This is a genomic window from Thalassotalea sp. G20_0 (genome assembly GCF_017744175.1).
Taxonomy (GTDB): domain Bacteria; phylum Pseudomonadota; class Gammaproteobacteria; order Pseudomonadales; family Endozoicomonadaceae; genus Endozoicomonas.
In genome coordinates, this window is record NZ_JAGHQV010000047.1 from 1 (window position 1) to 19,228 (window position 19,228).

General features: G+C 44.8%; 12 protein-coding genes and 1 pseudogene. 5 read left to right on the forward strand and 8 right to left on the reverse strand.

Going from position 1 to position 19,228, the window contains the following annotated elements:
• Nucleotides 1-329: 329 nt before the first annotated feature.
• Together J7438_RS20645 and J7438_RS20650 are read left to right on the forward strand one after the other, a co-directional pair.
• Entirely contained in the window at nt 330-1,319 is a 990-nt protein-coding gene (locus J7438_RS20645) for a hypothetical protein (protein WP_209278037.1), read from the forward strand.
• 271 nt (nt 1,320-1,590) lie between these two features.
• A complete protein-coding gene (locus J7438_RS20650) occupies nt 1,591-1,815 on the forward strand; it encodes a hypothetical protein (RefSeq protein ID WP_209278038.1) in 225 nt (74 codons plus the stop codon).
• Nucleotides 1,816-2,234: 419 nt separating this feature from the next.
• On the opposite strand, the pseudogene J7438_RS20655 reads toward J7438_RS20650, so the two are convergent.
• Nucleotides 2,235-3,635, reverse strand: a pseudogene (locus J7438_RS20655) (IS1380 family transposase).
• A gap of 312 nt (nt 3,636-3,947) precedes the next feature.
• Here J7438_RS20655 and J7438_RS20660 point away from each other — a divergent pair.
• A complete protein-coding gene (locus tag J7438_RS20660) occupies nt 3,948-4,511 on the forward strand; it encodes a hypothetical protein (protein WP_209278039.1) in 564 nt (187 codons plus the stop codon).
• Nucleotides 4,512-4,623: 112 nt separating this feature from the next.
• Nucleotides 4,624-4,932 carry a hypothetical protein gene (locus J7438_RS20665; protein WP_209278040.1) on the forward strand — a complete coding sequence of 103 codons (309 nt, stop codon included), beginning with the start codon at nt 4,624-4,626 and terminating at the stop codon, nt 4,930-4,932.
• A 1,135-nt stretch (nt 4,933-6,067) separates the two neighbouring features.
• Here J7438_RS20665 and J7438_RS20670 read toward each other — a convergent pair.
• Both J7438_RS20670 and J7438_RS20675 read right to left on the reverse strand, forming a co-directional pair.
• Nucleotides 6,068-7,510 (reverse strand): hypothetical protein, encoded by a 1,443-nt coding sequence (locus J7438_RS20670; protein ID WP_209278041.1) that lies wholly within the window; start codon nt 7,508-7,510, stop codon nt 6,068-6,070.
• Nucleotides 7,511-7,517: 7 nt separating this feature from the next.
• The gene (locus J7438_RS20675) at nt 7,518-9,770 is read right to left on the reverse strand and encodes a helicase HerA domain-containing protein (protein ID WP_209278042.1); all 2,253 of its coding nucleotides are present in this window, start codon (nt 9,768-9,770) and stop codon (nt 7,518-7,520) included.
• Nucleotides 9,771-10,341: 571 nt separating this feature from the next.
• Between J7438_RS20675 and J7438_RS20680 the strand changes: the two genes are divergently transcribed.
• The gene (locus tag J7438_RS20680; RefSeq protein WP_209278043.1) at nt 10,342-11,211 is read left to right on the forward strand and encodes a DNA adenine methylase; all 870 of its coding nucleotides are present in this window, start codon (nt 10,342-10,344) and stop codon (nt 11,209-11,211) included.
• Nucleotides 11,212-11,399: 188 nt separating this feature from the next.
• On the opposite strand, the gene J7438_RS20685 is transcribed toward J7438_RS20680, so the two are convergent.
• From J7438_RS20685 to J7438_RS20705, 5 genes are read right to left on the reverse strand one after another with little or no spacing between them, the layout of a single operon-like run.
• Nucleotides 11,400-13,004: a Tn7-like element transposition protein TnsE gene (locus J7438_RS20685; RefSeq protein ID WP_209278044.1), complete on the reverse strand. Its 1,605-nt coding sequence runs from the start codon at nt 13,002-13,004 to the stop codon at nt 11,400-11,402.
• Nucleotides 12,985-14,517, reverse strand: a complete 1,533-nt coding sequence (locus J7438_RS20690) for a TnsD family Tn7-like transposition protein (RefSeq protein ID WP_209278045.1) — start codon at nt 14,515-14,517, stop codon at nt 12,985-12,987. The genes J7438_RS20685 and J7438_RS20690 overlap by 20 nt, the downstream gene beginning before the upstream one ends.
• The gene (locus J7438_RS20695; protein ID WP_209278046.1) at nt 14,517-16,193 is read right to left on the reverse strand and encodes an AAA family ATPase; all 1,677 of its coding nucleotides are present in this window, start codon (nt 16,191-16,193) and stop codon (nt 14,517-14,519) included. The genes J7438_RS20690 and J7438_RS20695 overlap by 1 nt, the downstream gene beginning before the upstream one ends.
• Complete coding sequence (locus J7438_RS20700; RefSeq protein WP_209278047.1) at nt 16,194-18,272, reverse strand: TnsB C-terminal domain-containing protein; 2,079 nt, start codon at nt 18,270-18,272, stop codon at nt 16,194-16,196. It lies immediately after the preceding gene.
• Complete coding sequence (locus J7438_RS20705; protein ID WP_209278048.1) at nt 18,256-19,083, reverse strand: TnsA endonuclease C-terminal domain-containing protein; 828 nt, start codon at nt 19,081-19,083, stop codon at nt 18,256-18,258. The genes J7438_RS20700 and J7438_RS20705 overlap by 17 nt, the downstream gene beginning before the upstream one ends.
• Nucleotides 19,084-19,228: the final 145 nt, after the last annotated feature.

Here is a 19,228-nt window from a genome sequence, read left to right on the forward strand (position 1 = left end):
TAGGTTTTGTTCGTAGTAAGATGCGATCGCTACAAAAGACGCCTGAATTGGTGAAAGGTTTTTTCAGGTTGCATGACACCAGCTATGCTTGCAGGCAGTGTTACCTATAACAGTCATAAATTAGTACTAATAGCCATAACAAATAATGATGCATGGTTAAAATAATTATTGAACAGAGTATTTATGGGTGAAACTTATATGATTAGAAAAAGTCTTAGGCTGGAATTCAATAGTTTAATAATTCAATGGAACGCTCTATTAAATCAACTCAATTCAATGTTGCTTTTGTCGGGTTTCATTCAAGCTCACAAGAACAAAAGCACCAAACTATGAGAAATGAACAGCAGCCGACGTACCAAGGCATATCTGTTCAGGCACTGGACGATCCCTTTCATGTTTACCATAGTCAATCAGACAGGCACAACAATACCCCTGGTCCTTTTAGTTCATTGAATGAATACAATATTGCATCTGTGACCAGTAGCGATCAGGAAGCCCCTGATGAAATTAATATCTCTCAGATACTACTGCCAAGGCTGGATGAATATTCATCTTATCATTCTGACACTACCCTCTTGGATAATTCACTATCATCAATACCAGACATCCACTTTATTCAGAATGAATGGTTAGTGGAGAGCGAGCCTGAGGTCAACGAGCCCATACCAGAGTGGGACCCGGATGGTCTGTTAGCTAATCTTCATGCGATACTTTCTAATCAACAAAATTCAAGGCAAGTTGGGGTAGCTAGCTGGCAAAACCATAACCAAACGACAAGTGATCATCAAACGCGGCAGGTAGAAGAAGTACTGAATGGCAACACCTCAGCAGTTGAGTACCAAAATTGCTATCAGAATCATTCCGATCACTTAGAGCGCCGAAGGGTATCCCAAAGGAAGCGTTACCGGAATGATCCCGATTACGCAGAGCGCCATAGGACATACCAAAGGAAGCGATACCAGAATGACCCTGATTCGGCAAAGAGACGAAGGGAGCGCTATAAGAATGATCCCGCTTTCGCAGAGCGCGAGAGGGAGCGACAAAGGGAGCGTCTCAAAGATCCTGCCAGGCGGGAGAGCAGAAAGATACGCCAAAGGGAGCTTCGCAAAAATCCTGCTTACATAGAGCGTGAAAAACAGCGCCGAAATGAGTTGCACAAAGATCCCGCATACGCTGAACGTAGAAGAAGGCGGCTCATCGAGCGCCGCAAAGATCCCGCTTACGTTCAGCGCCAGAGAGAGTACCATAGGGAATACCTGAAGAAGCGCCGCTTGAGAGTTTCGCAAAGGGATTATAATAAGGGACACTCAAAAATTTGACTAATCGGCCACAATGTCTATTTTTCTCTGGAGCCTCTTAAGGACATTAAGTAGATATACCCAGTAACCAAAAAAATGACATGACGACGGCCCGAAAAACCTCATAGATCCAGCCAGCACGCCCTACTACCACTGCCTGGCACGCTCTTTCGCAGGACTTTCCTATGCGGCAAAGACAATTTCTCAGGCAAAAACTATCAGCATCGCAGGCATTGGGTGGTTGATCGGTTGAAAGCGCTTTCTGGGATTTTTTCCTTGGAAGTCTGTGCTTATGCAGTTATGTCGAATCATTATCCTGTGGTGCTCCATATCAAATAGTCAGCAAGCGAAAAAAAGGGACACCAAAGAAGTCTTACAACGCTGGACGCAGCTGTTTTCTGGCCCGCACCTGGTTCAGCGTTATCTTGCCGGGAACCAGCCAGACAAAGCAGAGCTGGTGCGTGTCGAAAAATATGCCCAGCAGTACCGAGTGAGTGGTGATCTCTATCCTACCTGATCAGCGCATTTTCATTTACTTCAATGTGGCCAGAATTTTCTGATTGCTCTTTCTTATATTGTCTCGATAATGTCTTCTATCTGGCTGTTGCTGAGTACTTTTTATACGCTTCCTGCTTGGTATTAATGAGAATTTATTAAACCGATCAATACTATCATTAAAAAAATGAATGGATGATGTATTCTCTTCACTTTTTAACCCGGATATTTCATAAACGCTGCTACAGCTCGAATAATTGATTTTTTTTGAACAAACATAGCCTGTCAGATCGTAGCACCGTATTTCTCTGCGGTGATATTGCGTCCCGCCATGGCTTTTTGTCAAAAAACATACCGATTTACCTGACACCAGGCGCACTGAACCCTCAACCTCTTTCAGCTGATTCAATAAAACGCCTGCCCACTTAAGAGTTGTGTCTCTTATCCCGGTTTGAGGACTGGCATAGCAGCAAAAGCCTCTGTCACTCGTTGCAGCAACACTTTCATTGGGTTGCTGCTGGGCAGATGTAACTTAACACGGTCTTTATACTCCACCACCTTAACGGCAATTTTGAACAGCTTGGCGATCACTGTTGAAGGCTGAGCCCTCTGCATCTCTGTATCCTTCAATACAGTGGTTCTCATTTCGTAATGCAGAACATACGCGGCACAGGCGTAGTACATACGCAATGCATTCGCCCGAAAGCCCATATCCGATGTCCGATCACAGGACAGATCATTTTTCAGGTGTTTGATGTAATTTTCATCCTGTCCTCTGGGACAATAGAACTGCTCATAAACGCACCGGGCCGAGGCATTCTTGATTGATGTCACTACAAAGCGAGGGTTGTCACCCATCTGGTTCACTTCAGCCTTAAATATGACACGTGTATCCAGCCCTTTCCAGCTCTTCGCCTGATACTGTGCCTCGCCATACAGACGCACCCGGTAAGGTATCGGTAATTTATTTAATCGGGCGTAAGCTGTACGTGTTTGCAGACAGTGGCGAGCTTCTGCCATGCTTTCGTCCGACATTGGCCGTAAGGCCGTTGGATGCCCAGCGCCTTTACCCAGCACGTAATCAGCCGCTTTATCCTGCTCAACAACGTGCATCAACTCAGGTTGGGCAAAGTGACTGTCTCCCCGGATGATGAGATGTGTTTTCGGTCAGGACTGCCGAATCAACGCCAGAAGACGTTTAACAATGGCGGCATTTTCCCGTCCCGAAGGTGTTTTACCCGGCCGAAGAATGGCTGTGATCAACTTCCCGCTCAAACCTTCAAAAATCATCAGTGGCAAGTAGCAGGTGTTGCCGTATTTGGTATTAAACAGACTGTACTGTTGAGCACCGTGGGTCAGGCTGGCCGTGTGATCCAGATCAATGACTGCCAGCTTGGGCGGTTTTTTGTAGCTGCTGAGAAAATGCTCTGCAAAGGCGTAGGCCAGGTTGTGTATATCCCTGCGGGACAAGCCCTTCCCGAGTCGTGAAAATGTGGGGGCTGAAGCCAGATGAGTCTCGGCATTAAGAGGGCTGCGACCGACAGCCAACTTGAACATGGGGTCCTTACGCAAATGGTTGCTGTCATTGGCATCCTGATAACCGCAGGCCATTTGCAGCACTCTTTGCGTCAGAAGATCCTGCATGGAATGGTCAATATAGGATTGATGTCGTTTGTCCTGGATTGCCTTGACAAGCCGGGGAATTAGCTCACTGCGGATGGCCATTTCACGCAGTAACAGCGCGCCAAAATCGGAGGACAACTCTCCTCCGTTAAAATCAGCTCTGACAGTTTTACCATTAACAGGGTGAAAACGAAGGGTTTCTTGTGTATGTTTCGCCATAGCAGGTTCCGGTTTGCTTCTTCCGAAGCTTTCTTTTGGTCGACCCAATCATATCAAGTGATTGGGCGGAACCTGCTCTTATTTATGAAATATCCGGGTTAAATAGTGGGTGTCCTTTTTTTCCTTTTTTCCTTTTTTTTCCTCCTTTTTTCCCCCTGAATTCGCCACAGGAAATTATCTTGTATTTTGGTAATTCAGGAGGAACTTTTTGAGAATAATTAAGTCAGATAATTGTGTCTGCCCGCAGCCAGCATTATTGCTAATAAAAATTGTGGGCCGGAAGTAACGAATAGTCTGAGGATAATAAGGCATATGAATACCCCTACTACGGCTTTAACGGTGACAACTCAGCCAGCGGCCTACCGGTTATGTGACTACACCCTTAATTGTGAGCGAATTAAGCAAGATTCTTTTGGGTGTGGCATCACTACCTCGTTGGCTTGCGGTGGATTTGGCGCTCTTGGTGGTGTTATAGCCCACAAGATTGTAGGCACCATCGGCGGTACTGCAGTTGGTGTCATCATTGGCCTGCCTGTTGGCGCTTGCTTTTCTGGTGCCCTGTGTCTTTGTGTAAATGCCTGCGAAGATAAATGCGATTACATCAAGCTTAGTGATCGAGAGATCAACACCTGCACCGAACTGGCCCACCTTCCAGTTATGCAGCAACAGAAACAGGAGCCACCATCGGCAGAACCTCCGCCTTACCCGGGAATTGGTTGCAACCCTACAACTTCTGTTTGGTTCCTGTCAGAAGCACCTCCGCCTTACCCGGGAGATGGTTCCAGCTGCACAGCACCAGTTCAGTCCCAACCAGGATTGCACTCTTCTTCTCCATTGCCAAGCATCAACAATTTTAGCTCCATTCACCAAAAATAAAGGACAGAATAAAGGACACCCAAAAATTTGACTAATCGGCCACGCTGTCTATTTTTCCTCTGGAGCCTCTTAAGGGCATTAAGCACATATACCCAGTAACCAAAAAAATGACATGATGACCGCCCGAAAAAACCTCATAGATCCGGCCAGTACGCCCTACTACCACTGTATGGCATGCTGCGTTCGCAAGGCTTTCCTGTGCGGCAAAGATAATTTCTCGGGCAAAAACTATGAGCATCGCAGGCAGTGGGTGGTTGATCGGTTGAAAGCGCTTTCCGGGATTTTTTCCCTGGAAGTCTGTGTTTATGCGGTTATGTCGAATCATTATCATGTGGTGCTCCATATCAATAGTCAGCAAGCGAAAAAATGGGACACCAAAGAAGTCTTACAACGCTGGAAACCTCAGAACATACCTCTATAAAAGAACGCATTGAGTCATACGACAGCGCAAACGGAAAAAAACAGAAGGCGCACTTGAAACCGTTAAAAGCTCAGGGCCAAACCCTGAACAGGCGATTCCATACCCACTCAGTAGTTACTTTGAACTGGTTGACTGGTCTGGCCGAATTATCCGCAAAGGCAAACGTGGTCGTATAACTGACGATGTACCACCTATCCTGGAGCGCTTGGGTATTGACCCAAATGAATAGCTGGAGACTATGCGCAGGAATAATCGTTTTCACCGCGCAGTCGGCAAGCTGGCTTCACTAAAGGTTTATGCAGAAAGCACCGGGAAATGCTGGGTTCATGGTATGTCTGTGAGTGGTGATCTCTATCCTGCCTGATCAGCGCATTTTCATTTACTTTAATGTGGCCAGAATTTTCTGATTGCTCTTTCTTATATTGTCTCGATAATGTCTTCTATCTGGCTGTTGCTGAGTACTTTTTATACGCTTCCTGCTTGGTATTAATGAGAATTTCTTAAACCGATCAATACTATCATTTAAAAAATGAATAGATGACGTATTTTCTTCACTTTTTAAAAAGTGGGTGTCCTTTTTTTTCCACTTCACTTTTTAAAAAGTGGGTGTCCTTTTTTTTCCACTTTTTTTTCTAATTTCTTTCCGTTCCGCCCTGTGTCAGCAGTTGTCGGAGTACAAAATAGTTTGATTATTTACCTTAAAGTTTGATAATTCTGGCTGTTGTAGCCCTTTGTTTATCTGCCTTCTGTGTAAATTCCGGCCTGTTTTTTTATCAAACTATTATGTCCACCGACAGCATTTGTAGGAGAGTAATAAAGTATCACACTGAACGCCCCTGAAAGCCGCATTCTACGGTTTCAAAATCCGAAGTTTCAAAAATAAAGTTTCATACTAGAATCAGGCAGCATGACTGATTCTAGATAATTCCAAGTAATAAAGTTTCATACTGACAAAAATTTTGTCCGCCTGTTTTGAGCAGAAGAAGCACATCTCAAACATAAGGCCAACTGGTTAGAATGATTTCTGACCAGTCTTAAGTTTATCCAGAATATAGATCAATAACGCCCATGAATTACAAGTTCCAATGGCTAACTCTAATATCGGCTAAAAGTAATCTCTCCGTATAACTATAGATTATGGAGCTTTGACTTTATCCTTATGCTTCTGATCAAAGGCAATACGCGTTGCAATATCAAGGACTTTTCCACCTGGAAGCCTACTGATAGATGCATTTCTATGAGCAATTATCACAGGTACCAAGGAGCCTTCATATAAATCAGACTCAAATATTTTAACCATCTTAAATACTCGGCCTAGATCTGGATAGAAATTTATATTCGCTTTATCCTGTTTAAAAGATGAGCCAGTTTTATCTTTAAAGGGGTAGGGAACACCCAGTACAAATACATTTCCTCTCTCGGTGTGATAGATCAAGTCTTGCCCATAATAAGTCTCATACCCAAAGACCTGTTCATCTTTCACCGGGGATAAAAAGCGATTTCTGTACTCATCATCTACAAACCGGAAGTGATCTCTTGGTAGATATTTACGTATCATCTGGGAGTGCTCGGCAACTACACCTTGCTTTTGAATCCCTATCATCATCATTGGAGACTGCCCTAAGCTTTTCAACTTTTCATTGGTCTCAAAAATGAGTCGTTGCATAGGGCGGTGCAACCATGCTGGCTGACCAAAAAAAGCAAGGGGGCCATCAATAAAGAAGCAAATATCCGATAAAGCCGACACGTAATCGCCAAGAAGACAATCAAGAATCGTGTGACCTATCAGTAAATGTTCAGCCACATTCATTATACGACTGAGACCACCAGATAAACCGCCATGATCAGTAATAGTTTCATGCAGCCTTAGGGCGTCTGTAGGGTAGATGCTCATACCGCACTTACTACAAGCTGTAACTTCATCCTCTTCGGAAACAGCAAAACCCTTTTGTCCGAATCCGTTATTTAGAGGCTGCTCTCCACAGCTTGGGCATTGGTGAACAAATATGTACCTGTTTTTATCGGATAAAATTCCTTGCTTACCTCCTCCCCAGCTCGCCAAACGGAATAGTGTCTGGAGCAAACTCCCTGCCTTGGGAAGATTAGTTTTGGAATTTACAAACTCCTCATACAGCCGATGACGGAACCCATCCGCAACATTATCCGAACCTTTGTACCTTAAATTTGCACTTGGTAACGACAGAGCTAAAGCCCGAACATCTTGTTCAAGTGCATTCTTTTTGAATGGATCTATGTAGCGCGTTGGCTCTTCCTTACCTAACTCCAAGTATTTTTCAACGTCCAACATGAGTGAGGATACTTTTACATAGCCCACTTTTGTTGAAAGCATCCGCTGACTCACCGATGACTCATAAAAACTGCCATCACTTGCGTGTACAAAGCCAGGCAGAGGCTTAGAATCAGCAACAACTGACACATACTCAGTGGCAAGTTGAGTTCCAGACTCTGGAGTCGGTTCCTCAAGGTAATCACTCTGATCCACCAACCGCTGAAAGTCTGGATTTTTTATAAACTCTGCATGGGCGGTTTTATCCGCCCTTTGATTATTAAACGGCATAGTTCCATTAACTCAGTAATTGATCGAGCTCAGACGACAGGTTACCAGTTGGAGTGGTAGCTCCAGAAGACTCATTGTTGGAAGTAGCACCAGAAATCAGAGACTCAAGTTTATTGACTATCCTCTGAGGCTCGAAGAGATCTATCTGAGTAGGGACAACATAAGGCGACGATAATGTTTTTACTCTTGCAAAACCCACATCCTGCGCCCTTTTAAGCGAAAGACTGAAGTCTGCAAAGTCATAAAACTTTCCTAAAACCCGTAGTTCATCATCATTGTTTAGATGTGTAACAATCCAGTTTTCTGTATTTGCCATGATGTTAGGCTGAACGGAAGAAGGTTCTTGTGTGGCATAAACGAGAGAAATATTAGCTTTTGCTCCTTCTTTTGCAATACGAGGCCAGGTTTCATCAGGCTTTGCATCCCGACCAATAAGGTTGTGAGCTTCCTCCACATAAAGGACGATATTTGGAGAAGCTTGTCCTTGATGAAATATCCCCATAGACCTCATAAATATTTCTCGCGCTATTCTCTCAGAAATTGCTTCTCTTATAGCCGATGAGCCTACAGATAAATCGATTATTACAATCTTCCCGTCAGATAACAGATTGTATATATCAGCTTCCACCTCCCCACTACCTGAAACACTATGGAGTTCTGACAATGGCCCTAAATAAGACTTACACTTGATATATCCACCAATGTCATTTTTATGCCCAATGAGGTTTGCCAAAGCTTTTAGTGTGTCATCAAACCATGGATCTGAGTTATTGCTGCTACGAAGGCGATCACCATAGACCCCTGTTTTTGGTTTTTGAGGGTCGTATTCTCGCTGAATTCGCCTATCAGCTTCACGAGCGTCTAAGATAAAATCCTTTGCAGCCCTTAGGGTTGATGGCTTGGAAAGATCACCATAATGTGATTGTGCCAGAGCAAAAACCTCATCCTGATTAAGGTTTTTACCTTCTTTCTTCACTGCCTGATCGACAAGACTTGGATGCATAACGCTGAAAACTTGACGCATTACCGGCTGTGATGGGACTAGTGATATATTTACAGCTCTTGGTGATTCAAAACCAACGGAGTAAAGAAGGACTTTGAAAGCTTCAACCTGGCGTTTCCAGCGATTAATATCACTTTCTGTTGCTTCTTCCGCTGCTGGTTCTTCCAAAGACATACTAGTTGCCAGGATCTGCATATCATTAGATAAATTTTTAGTTTGACGCAGTTGTTCCTGAATTATGCTCAACCCAATTTGAGGTTCTTGGAAAAAATTATTCCTAATATCTCGAAACCCAGAACGTGGGGGCTTAGTAGAGCGGTAGCAAACTACATCCTCCCCAAAAACATCGGCAATAGATGACCCTTCATCCTGCTTGTTTGCATTCGCGTACTCACCATTTATATCAAATATACATTGACCAATTTTAACATTATTGGACTTACCCGCGACTCCAACGGCAGACGACAGGGTCTTAATCATATTTGACTTACCCGTTCTGGTCATACCGAATACAGCTGTTCGGCGGGCAAGAAAGTCTATGGGATTAACCCCTACAGATACAAGTGCTTCACCTTCACCCCTATGCATGCGATCTGTTGAGGTGTAACGAACACTGCCAAGCTTAAAGGGAGATGGAACTTCGTTAAAACCAAGCTCTGCTGCCTTCTTTTCTGCTTGCTTTCTTCGAATTGGATCTATGAAATTAACAATAGTAGTAAGAGCCTGCGAAGTTGGCTTGTAAGCCCTCAAGTGAGAGGCTGACGCAAAATTTTCTATATCAGCCCCAAGCATTAAATTACTATTTTTTAGATAAAAAGATCCCACAATACGGCAACGAATAGCACCAAATTGAAGTTCGGTATGGGTAAACTTGTCAAACCCATCATATTCATCAAACTCAAAGGTATCACGTCCGCTCTGGCGGGCCCGCTCCACTTGAGTACGCTTGGTATAACTATCAATCATGGCATCAATTCGTGTACGATCCATGGGCATATCCGCTGGCCCCATGACACGAAGAAGCAATACTTCACGGTCTATCTTTGGTGTTTCGGCATAATTCCCTGAATAAAACGCTGATGCCAAGACAAAGCTATTCATCGGCAATCCACCAACCATCTCCTTCCAGTAGTCATTACTTAGAATTACAGCTTCTTCAAAGTTGACAGAAATCGCAAATCCAACATGTCTGTCAACATCAATCAATGCTGTTAGAGGATTTCGGTTTGAGATAGATTCATGATGAATGCCAGACATACAGCCTCTCATACTGTTAATTGAGTACTAATTAATACAAAGGAGTCATGACAGAACTTGAGCACCACTGCTCAAGAATGTTGGAAAGTAACACTTGTCTGCTAATGCATACTCCTCACAGCAAAACTAATATACATACACACCAGCACATATGCACGTTCATATAATGAGTAGAGTGTCAAAACATTGATGGCTATCATTTATGGGCAAACAGGTGAGTGAATCACAAGGCAAGTACTTACCACAAGCAAGAACCCCGTATTGCATACGCACTACAGATACAACCCATTGCAGTCGCTCTCTGCTTCCCTGCAATGGTTTATAAAATCCCCAACGGCTCAGCTCCAGATAAGTGTTGACGTTTTTCATCAAAACATCTGATAGTGTGCTGTGCTGAGGAAACCGGCAACCCCGAAAACATCTCAAATTTTCTGGCTTCAGGGAGTGTGCCAGCACATAACCTGAACTGAGCCCTCCCCAGCTATAGTATTAGTCAATAATAGGGATGGCCACGTCGCCCTATTATTGGTATAAAGAACTATTTGATCACCCCCCTGCAATACGGAGTTTTATGGCATTTCACTCTCCTCTTAGATATCCTGGCGGCAAAGGCAGACTTTCCATTTTCATGGGTCAGGTTATCAAAGAAAATAATCTAATCGGTGGCGACTATGCTGAGCTGTATGCCGGTGGGGCAGGAATAGCCATATCTTTACTCCTGTCAGGTGTGGTAAACAGAATTCATATCAATGACTTAAACCCATCTATACATGCCTTTTGGTACAGTGTGATTCATGACACAGAAGATCTATGTCATTTAATCGAAAAAACCCCCGTAAACATGGAACAATGGTACTTACAAAGAGAGATTCAGCTTGAAGCGAATATTAATTTGCTAAAGCTTGGGTTTTCCACTTTTTTTCTAAATCGCACCAATCGATCTGGAATCATTAAAGCTGGGGTAATCGGGGGGAAAGACCAAAAAGGAAAATGGAAGCTTGATGCTCGCTACAACAAGCCGGACCTTATCGATAGGATCAAGCGAATAGGGGCTCTATCGAACCAGATCTCATTGTATAAATATGATGCATGTGCTTTTATCAGGCACGTTCTTCCCACTATTCCCGACCGAAGCCTAGTATACTTAGATCCGCCCTACTACAACAAAGGCAAAGAGCTTTATCAAAATCACTACCAACATAAAGACCATGAAAATATTGCTCGCTTAGTGAACAATATTAAACAGCCTTGGCTAATAACTTATGACAATGTCCCAGAAATCAAAGATATTTATTCTGGTCATAGAACCTCTGACTTTGGCCTCAACTATAGTGCTCAGAAAAGCTACAAAGGTTCTGAACTTTTAATAGCCAAACCTGATCTTAAATTACCCTCATCAGTCAAACCAACCAGGGCAAGCTTAGAATTACCAGCAGCATAAGTGCTGAGATATAAGTACGTTTTATTAGTCGATAAAATAAGATCGTACTTACTATCCATTCGAGTCAGAATATTATCTTCTGAGATGATCACATCATGGCACATTTTCCCGGCCATTCGAGAAAGGAAGAGTAACCAGACTCAATTGCTGTACGCGGCCTTCATAGTTATATTTACACCCCAATATGGCTACATTTTCTCCACCAAACTACGGTGAAGCCTGGTCGCCCATTGTGTGATTGCTATCGATTCCACAACCCTGTTTGAGGAAGTTTTCGGGTGTGGAATCCCTTGATACCCACCTTTACCACAGACTCTTCTGAAAATATTGGTTGGCCAACGAAGAGATTGTCGTAACAGCTTTCGTTCGATCTCTACTATCAGCTGGTCATCCCAGCCTGCAAGTGAAGGCAGCTTTAGCAACAGAGTGGAGAGTGCCTTTGCTTCATCCGAAGTATCAACTTCCAGTAAGTGAAATACCTGATCTTCTGACCGGATAACGACAATGGCCATGCACCTTGGGCTGCCATTCGTTTTAAGAAGATGTTTTTTACACCTCGGCAGCTCTGGCAATTTGCGAATATCCTGGGATAGAACGGCGCAGGCATAGTCCTTTTTCAGGACATCCAGCATCTGCCAAAAGGCATCAAACTTGTTACTGTATAGGTTGGCATCATCCGTTGTATCTCTGACTGAATCCCATTCCATTCCCCGGAGTGAGCCAGTCGTAGTTGCTTCTTCAATACTGACGTGTAGCGGATCAGTACTTTCACTTTCTTCGTCTTTGCGCCCGCCAGCCCCAACTCTTTTTCTATCCGCGAGTTTTGCTGTCTTGAAGGCCTGACTAAAGCTGAATTCAACAGGCGGTGGGTGGAAAATGCTAACCCCCTTGTCCGTGCTGGCATCCTCTTCCTCTAATATGAAATCAGAAGCTGCTTCAGTACCTGCTCCACCACCTCGTAAGCCTGAACCACTGACCGATATTTCAAACTTCGGGTGATAAAATTCAATCAACTCCGGCATCTCTGCCTGAATATTACGTATTGCGGTGACTTCATAGACGAAGATGCTGCGAGTAGTCCCATCAAACTGACCTCTTACCTCAAACTCAGCAAAGGGCAGTGTTGGTGGTGTAAATTGAAAGTTCCAGTGCCTGTACCCCCTCGACTCCGTTGCGGTCAACTTTTGATATTGTCCAATACTTTCATACGATGCACGGGCTTCCTGGTCGATTAATATCCAGCTTAAAATACTGCGAACTTCCGGGTCGTTGAAAGAGATCAATGGGTAGGTGGAACTTGGCATGACATTGATCAGCGTCGTGTTAGCAGCGGAGTTTATATTGATATCAAACTCCGCTTTCAGGCTGTCTGGCTCCAGGGCTGTCCGTGACAGATAACCATCATGCAGGAACAGGGCTCTTGCCAGTTCAAAGTGTGGTAAATATACCGTGAGCCCATTTTCAGCCTGGAAAACAAAGCACAATTGCTCTTGCTCTATGGGTTGCAGGTTCTCCAGAATAGGGCAGTCACTTAAGGGCTCAACCTTCCAGCAACTGGTATCCGTGATGGAAAACACTTGCCGATAACCAGCCTGCTTATAAGGATTGGTTGGGTTAAACACACGTCTTCTGGCCAAGACAGGGGCATGGGAAACAGTCAGGGATTTTTTGGGCTGAAAAGGGTAAAAGCCAAGATTAATCCCCCACTGGGAGCCAGTGGTTCTTCGGAACAGTGAGCCAATGGCCCTGACCTGAGTATCATCCGCAAGATGTTCAAATCGTATTCCCTGCATGATATTTCAGTACTTCCTGTAAAAAGCGGTTTGTGATTGGAGTTATGCGTTCATCACTCAATCCTGACATACGAAGCAGCAGCCAACGCTCTGGCCTATCAGCCGGATACTGGCAGGACAAAAGAGAGCGGGTAATACGCCGTATTTGATAGTCTGTCGTCTGCTCGCAGTAGCGATGAAAGAATTGATGTACGAGTGGATACTTGTCTGGATTTTTCTCAATGCTTGCAGCTGATTTCTGAAGCTTCGATAGATACCAGCTTTTTGACCATCTGGGGGAATCCAAAAGCGGTTCGTACTCATCACGGATTATGACCAGTTTCCTTACGGTATTCCTGTCCCTTCTATGCCAGTTAATCTTCGGTGAAGTCTTAGGTCGTTCTTGCCTGAACTGATGATTTATATCGAGAAGCCAGGCCTGATCGTGTCGATATAACCAGGCGTATAATGCACCATTTCCTTTCCTTGCCACTTTGGAACCATATTTAACTACCAGAGCATGCCATTCCTTGCGTTTTGGTTGTATCGCTTCTGCTGGCTGTTGGCTCTCAGGAGGCAACTGCTCACATTGATCCATTAGTGACTGAATCACTTTGACCTGAGAGATAACGTCGGTGATTCGGCAGTCATCAGGCAGGAAAGGTGCCAGAGCAACAATGTGCTCAAGGTAACTGAACGATTTTCGGTGTTTGCGAAAAATCCCTCTTAACCAGCATGACTGATCATCAGAAACGTGAAGCCCTTGTGCATTCAGCCACCCCATCGTCCAGTATTGACACACTCTCTCCCTGATGGATTCATACCGGATTTGCTGCCCACGATTGCAACCTGCTTGCAAAGCCAGCCTTTTGTAAAAGTGGCTCCACTGTTCAAAGCTTGCGGATTCAGCAGGCAGCGACGAGAGCAAAAGACCGGTTAGAATAGCGACTTTCCTATCCTGCTCTTTTCCCGGTTGATCTTTCACAGCTGGACAACGTTCTGGTGAAGCGGGGAAGAATTGGTGCCTGTGGTATTCATGCCGTAACGATTTGGCGGCATGAAGTTTCCCATGAACGATACAGCAGTTCGCACCGGCCAGTTGCCATTGTCTTGCCCAATAATATTCCCCATAGGTTTTCTTCTGCTCATCAAGACATTGAGGGCAATAACACATGCATCGTTCTTGCTTGATTCTTGAGGCAGCGACACCCAACGCTAAATGAATGGCTCCCTGCGAACTGGATGCCATCCAGTTAAGGCAATTCAGCCTTCGATTTTCCGTGGTAAAAGGGGCATAAACGGGAAACAGAGTGTGCTGGTAAGCTAATGACTCAGTGCTATAGCCCAGCGTTTCCGGGTATTGTCCGGCAATATTGGCCAAATGATTTGGGAGATCAACCGTAGCAATGATTTTCCGGTCATCAAAAACCTCATCCAACAGCATCTTTGGGCTGGCGATTCCATGGTGTACCCCCGCTCTGGCAACAACGCTGTAGATCAGCTCATCTGGATAGGGTCGGGGGAAGTTCAGCATCAGCCAGCTTCCTTGAGCCAGGCTTCTGTGTTGAAGATCATGCCAGACTGCTTCAATCCATCGTACAGGGATGCATCATCATCCACCTGAGTGAATTTAAATCTCAGATCACTGGTTTCAAGCGTATGCCAGTCTTTAGGGCTTATGCTCTTATTCTTTGTTTTTGTTGAGTTACCATCTGGCTTTTTCTCTGGTTGATCATACCAATCCAGAACGACCGGGATCAGTTCACGCACTGTTAAACCGGGCTTTTGCTTGAAAGCTTTCTTGATCAGCGGAACCAGTAACTCTGACGTACAATCCATGGCAACCAGCAGGTTATGGAGCCTCTCTGCCTGCTCATTACCACCATATTGTTCCAGCTCTTCCTGTTCTGAAGCCATTGACTCTTCAATCTTTGCACTCAGTTCCAGCAACTTCTCATCAATCTCCGGAAATGTCAGGTCAGAGTATTTGGCAATACGCTCTTCATCACCTGAGCGAAGGGCATCCAGCATAGGGTGGACAGGCTTAAACTCGTCCGTATAGACTTGCCTCATTAACTTCGAGGTCAGACGTTCCGTGCGAGTCGCTATTGCCCTGAGCTGCGCCAGTACAAATAGCTTGACCACAATATCCAGAACGCCTTGGGAAAGCTCATACCAGCAGTCCCGAATGTCGTCGCTCAACAGCTCGTCACGCTTCTGCAACCACTGATATTTCCAAAGCTTGTCTGTGAAGGCGATCCATTCACTTTTTTGTATCTTCCCGGTTTTCGGATGTTGCGTCGAAGGCTGTTGTTTCATGGGGTGCCATATCAAGGCACCAAACCCGGCACCACGACGGCCTGACCGGAGATCTGTTTCAAAGATAGGTCTGGCTTTGGGTGTACCGACCATAACCACAGGCAGGCCAATGACGTTGACCAGCGTGACGAAGAAATTCAACATTTGCTCTACGCCACCGGAACGCTGGCGACTAAGATGCTGGATTTCATCAATCACAAGAACACCAATAGCGTGCAGGTTGGCAATCTGACTCATCAGCGCCAGCAGGGTATCAATGCTGTGCCGCTTCAGTGCATATTTTTTCTCGTAATCCGTATGAACCAGATTATCGATGGCTCGAAAGAAGTGGATACACAGATTCTTTAGCGAACCATCATGGGGACAATCGACCTTCAGATAAGTGATCTGGATAAAATTATACGCTTCGTGGTAAAGCGCTTGAGGGTAGGTTGCCAGGATTCGGTTAAGTGTTGTGCTTTTACCGCTACCAGAGCATCCGATTAGTGCCAGACTACGAGCCGTAGACTTGGCTTGCTCAAAGCGAAAAACACCCAGTTCTCCTTTCATTAGCCGTTCGTAGCCATTTTGCATATGAGCATTCAGGGAGCCATCAGACAGATTTCTGCCGACATAGCCCCTGCGAATCATGATGGAAAGTTTGGTTTCCAGTTGAATATGATTGGCCAGGGGCTGGAAAAAATCATCAAGCAACCGGGCGATGATATGAACCCGTTTACTACCATCAACAAAGGCCTCCCGAGGGTCATAAGTGACATCTCCCATAAGCCCTTTTTTAATATCCTGCGTTGTTAGAATAGGCGGCAAGGCTTCAATCAACGGGTTGCCTCGGTATTGTGCTACTCTAGGATCAAGGTAAACGGCCTTGGTGATGTTGGTTGGTAATGCCATTCAGTCATCCTCATCAAAAAGCTCGTCTATATGATCAGGAAAGCTATAGTCTTCAGCTGATTCAGTAATCGGAATCACTTGAGCGGATTCCTTCTTTTTCGTTTCTGGTAAGTAACCTGTCCGTTGACGTTCGGCCTCTTTTTCTCTTCGGTGGTTTTCACCTATCGCACTCAACTTTTCGGCATTGGACCGGTGATCAGAGCTTGGAGCGAGGGAGATCGCTGACTTGATTTTCTTGTCAATCAGGTCCTCCAGCTCCCGTTTTTTCTTGTCAGCCTCAAGCTTGCTGTGAGCGAGCGTTTTTTTCTGCTGTTCTGTCACTTGCCACACATCCCAAAACGAGCAACCGGCAAACTGCCGTGATCGCTGGGTTAAGTTACAGACCCAGTACTTTGACGTGTTTTGCTTTGGGAACAGGTAAATACAATCTGCAACCCTGGGGTCATAGGCAGCATCCATTGTTTCTGGACGAGCAACCTCTGATGATCTGTGTAACCAGCCCTCTTTTAAAATTTCCCCGGATGTATAGTAGACACCGAAAACACAGACTCCCAGTTCAGAAAAAGTGGCTTTGGTACGTGGGAGCAAGCTGACTCTTAAGGCATCTTCCGGAACCACTCTTAACCGACCAGTTCGATGTTTCACACCCCATTGCCATAATGACAATGGTGTCATTGGTAAGTCTGAAGGTATATCACTATCCCGATCATATTTTTCAAGTGCATGAAATTGGTTGTGGTAGAGAATGGAAGCAAGAATAATTTCTGTGAATTCCGTTATCGTTATTTTTCCGTCCAGACGGTAATCCTTTCCTCCACACTTTTTGACCGTAGTACCTTGAACGACGCCGGGAGCATAGGGCTTGAAGTCGGCCTGTAAAGACCTAAAACTTCTCTCGACGATGCCCTTGGCGTCACCACGATAAGGAGGCGTATTCTCAATCCGGACAGAAAAGTTACGTTCCAGTGACTCGATCTGGTGCCCTAAAAGTTCTCCCCGGTCAGCTAATATCGCATCAGGTACTCCAACCACTGGCCAGTCATCTGTCGTAATTTCAAAACCGAATTGCCTGCATAGCTCAACTTTATCGGTCATGGACATGGCCAGAGCCTGCATAGCAGCAACGTAGGAGGCATCCTCAAAACCAACATAAAATCCAGCAATCATGCGGCTGAAAACATCAATGACAAGATAAACTGTTGGTCGTCCAATAATATTTCCTCGGTCACTGTCTGACACCAGATAGATATCAGCAATAGTGGCATCTATCTCGAACCTGGACCCAGGCCCCAATACCTGAATGTTAGCAGTTGCCGATAATGGCCTGATGTCTTTATTGAACTCAATCCTGGTTGCTTGTTTCTGGATCTTCTCAACCTGGTGATACTCCCTCTTGAAGAAGTGCATCATCTGCCATTGGGAAGGTATTTCTGACTCAGGTGTATCCGGAAAATAATTTTCATAAAGATTTTTAAACTTCCGGTGCGCTGCTGGAAAAGACCTTTTTTTCTCATTGAGAACATAACGGTCAATCGCGATACGAAACAGTTTCTCAACTTCAGCATCAACAATCGCTCCCACCCCCGGCGTGTACTCTCTTGGTCTTCCCAGTTTCTTGCCAGAAGAGTGCCGCTTTTTTCCTTTACCTCCGGAGTTTTTATAGTCAGGCAGTAAAGCATTCGGCGTTTGCCCACGCTGCCAGTAACGTCTGGCCAGGCGGTACAGAGTCTGTTTGGTAGAACCCTTTTCTTTGATAATGACCTGAATGATATGCGATCTGACCTTCGGGTCATAAAAATCCGGAGCACTTATCAATGGCTTTATTAGCTGATAGTTGCTTTCGCGCTTTACATACGCTGCTGTCCCTTGCTCAGGGGACAAGTATGAAAGTTCTTCATATGGGTCATCTATACGGGTAAGTGTTTCATCAATAATGGCTGCTTCTAATTCATTCTGGAGTACTAGCGAAGGAAAAGAAACTTCATCTTCAACTTTGATCCAGACTAAATGATCCTGAAGCAGTTTCAGCACCCGATATTTCTCAGCGTCGAAATGCAGCACTTCATTGACTCGAAACACTCTGTACCTCCTCTGACACAACGGCTCTACCAACACTTAGGTCGGAAGATTTGAGCTTTGTATGTGGAATAAGGATATCAAATATCAAACTGCGTCTTGCCATGAGTTGCCGGATTTCCAAAAGGGATTGTCCTGCTGGCAGGTCGTAGGCCATATCCAATTGCTTTGCGATCTCTATCAGAGGGTCATTGGGCTTTTTGTAGAAGTAGTGTGTGTAGAAATCTACCCTTTCCAGTACTGTTTGGTTTTCCAATTCATCCCGTTGAGCAGGATATAACCAGCCAATATTTTGAAATACGACTTTGGGGATGTCTTTTTCAGTAATTAGCATCCATGGAACATTTTTCTTTATCCAGTAACGACGTTCAAGCTCCAGCTTCTCTACGGTTCTGATGTCATGAAACGCTTCTTCATACTTTGCCTGAAGCACAAATTTTGGATTTATCCTGTCAGAAGCATTCACCAGAAAATCAGACGACATAATCTGATTGACACCACGCAGAGATGGATGGGCAATGCCGGCCTCAACTGCTACGGAAAGTGTATCTTCCAGACGGAGGGGAAATTGTTCTCTGATATCTGTAGTTTTGGTGGACCACTCAAGCAGCAAAAAGACGGCAAGCTCAAGATCAGATAAAAGGTGATGGGTTCGTTGCGATTTATGGCCAAAGACACGATGAGAGCGCCCCTCTGATGGTAAATCCCTGACCGTCAACCAAGGCTTATAATCTTTGCCTTGACCAGAGCCCCGGCCTTCTTTTATCCATCGCCGATTTTTCGCCTCTGAGTTACCGTACTGCTTTTTTGCCATAATAAAAACCGTCCAGCCTACCCCTCAAGATCCATAGGGTAACGCTGGACGGTTTTAGTATGCAACTTTATTACTTGGTATGATACTTTATTACTCAGTATGAAACTTTATTACTCTCCCACAGCATTGCTGCCACCAAATACCC

What these genes read in the sequence shown, in the direction of transcription:
- J7438_RS20705 (WP_209278048.1), bottom strand. Translation starts at nt 19,083, where the DNA reads ATGGCAAAAAAGCAGTACGGTAACTCAGAGGCGAAAAATCGGCGATGG.
- J7438_RS20695 (WP_209278046.1), bottom strand. Translation starts at nt 16,193, where the DNA reads ATGGCATTACCAACCAACATCACCAAGGCCGTTTACCTTGATCCTAGA.
- J7438_RS20680 (WP_209278043.1), top strand. Translation starts at nt 10,342, where the DNA reads ATGGCATTTCACTCTCCTCTTAGATATCCTGGCGGCAAAGGCAGACTT.
- J7438_RS20645 (WP_209278037.1), top strand. Translation starts at nt 330, where the DNA reads ATGAGAAATGAACAGCAGCCGACGTACCAAGGCATATCTGTTCAGGCA.
- J7438_RS20650 (WP_209278038.1), top strand. Translation starts at nt 1,591, where the DNA reads ATGCAGTTATGTCGAATCATTATCCTGTGGTGCTCCATATCAAATAGT.
- J7438_RS20690 (WP_209278045.1), bottom strand. Translation starts at nt 14,517, where the DNA reads ATGCTGAACTTCCCCCGACCCTATCCAGATGAGCTGATCTACAGCGTT.
- J7438_RS20675 (WP_209278042.1), bottom strand. Translation starts at nt 9,770, where the DNA reads ATGTCTGGCATTCATCATGAATCTATCTCAAACCGAAATCCTCTAACA.
- J7438_RS20665 (WP_209278040.1), top strand. Translation starts at nt 4,624, where the DNA reads ATGATGACCGCCCGAAAAAACCTCATAGATCCGGCCAGTACGCCCTAC.
- J7438_RS20670 (WP_209278041.1), bottom strand. Translation starts at nt 7,510, where the DNA reads ATGCCGTTTAATAATCAAAGGGCGGATAAAACCGCCCATGCAGAGTTT.
- J7438_RS20660 (WP_209278039.1), top strand. Translation starts at nt 3,948, where the DNA reads ATGAATACCCCTACTACGGCTTTAACGGTGACAACTCAGCCAGCGGCC.
- J7438_RS20685 (WP_209278044.1), bottom strand. Translation starts at nt 13,004, where the DNA reads ATGCAGGGAATACGATTTGAACATCTTGCGGATGATACTCAGGTCAGG.